Here is a 1,650-nt window from a genome sequence, read left to right on the forward strand (position 1 = left end):
TTCGAGCTGGAGGTGCTCGCCAGGGAATACCGGTTGACGCCCGAACAGCTGCTGGGCCGCGAACCTCCTGACGAAACCGGCGCGGTTGCGGCAGTGGCCCGCAATGTGCGCGCGGTCGAGACCGGCCCTTTTGTCTATACCCCCTTGTTTGATCTTCGCGCTTCGCCGGGCGCGGAGGCCTTCAACAACCTGGGTTCGGTCGTGGCGATGCGTCCCTTTGATGCGAATTTCATCCGCTATGACCTCGGCATCGCCCATGACGACATCGTCATGTCGACAGTGGCAGGCGCCTCCATGGAGCCTTTGCTGCACTCCAGGGACGCGGTGTTGATCGACCTGCGTGATCGCGATGCCTTGACGGAGGGCGTTCACGTGGTAAGGCTGGACGGCGCCTTGCTGGTCAAAAAACTGCAGCGCCTGCCCGGAAAAATATTGCGCGTCAGCAGCTGCAACCCGGCGTATGAGCCGTTCGACATTCAGGGCTACGAAGGTACGGACCGGGATTTTGCGGTGCTGGGCCGTGTGCGCTGGGCTGGCATCAGTTTTAACTGAGCGTAAGTACCTAGTCTGCAACGCAACAAGCCTGCATAGCGGATAGCGCTGCGGCCCGGGATGCGACGTAAACTCGCTTTCCATGGACCATCCCACAGCGATCCGGCCTCTGCAGCGCGCGCCAGATATTCCACGCGAGGATTGGGTGGAAATGCGGCTGATCCATACCTTTATGCGGTATGCCCTGCCCGCCTTGCATTCCGCTTTGGTGCTGATCGTCGCCATGGTGGCGATTCTTCACCGCCATGTGGACCCGCTCAGCCTGGGTATCTGGGCGGCGGCGGCAACAGTGGTGACCCTGGTGCGGTACCGCGTCATTCGCATCTACCAGCGTTCGCTGGTAGGCGTCAGCGGTTCTGCGTTGCGTGCGTTCATGGCCCGCTACACCTGGACATGGCCCCTCAGCGCCATGGTATGGGGCGCCTCGATGCTTGTGTACTTCCTCAAGGCGCCCGTCTATGACCAGTTCCTCGGCATGATCGTCCTGGTCGGGATGGCCGGGTTTGCAGTCGGCACTTTTTCCTCCTGGCAACCCTGCTTCAAAGGCTACGTGAACGGCCTCGGCATTTCCACCATGATGGTGTTTTTCTATCAGCTGACGCTGGAAAAAGGCATACCCTCTTCGTTCAACACCTGGGGCATGGTGGTGCTCGTCGTGATTTACTGGGTGGTCATTCGCGTGTCGGGCCAGCGCTTTCACCAGGTACAGCGGGCCAACCTCGAATTGCAGTACGACAATTCCGAGCTGATCAGGTCGCTGACCGAAAAAAGCCGTGCCGCCCTCGAGGCCATTGAGATCAAGAACCGCTTTATCGCCAGCGCAGCACATGACCTGCGCCAGCCGGTGCATGCCCTGGACCTGTATGCCGGCTGGCTCGCTGCAGAACCTGAATTTGTGACGCAGATAGCACCGAAGATCGTCCGCTCCACCAAGGCGGTTAACGACCTGTTCAACTCGCTCTTTGATCTGGCAGGGCTGGAGTCCAATCCGTTGCGGGTCAACATGCAGCCTGTGGACCTGGCGGGACTGGTGCAGGACCTGGAGGCGCAGTATGCGCCCTTTGCGCGGGAGCGCAACCTGCGCCTTCGGATTCGCCC

At 60.6% G+C, this 1,650-nt stretch carries 2 protein-coding genes; both read left to right on the forward strand.

The window, feature by feature from the left end; translation table 11 throughout:
* The coding region (locus tag AC1D0Z_RS21245; RefSeq protein ID WP_477660139.1) for a S24 family peptidase at positions 1 to 552 on the forward strand (552 nt) is incomplete at its 5' end.
* 82 nt (positions 553 to 634) lie between these two features.
* A partial coding sequence (locus AC1D0Z_RS21250; protein ID WP_477660140.1) for a sensor histidine kinase occupies positions 635 to 1,650 on the forward strand: 1,016 nt, incomplete at its 3' end.

Source organism: Polaromonas sp. P1_E3, assembly GCF_056405935.1.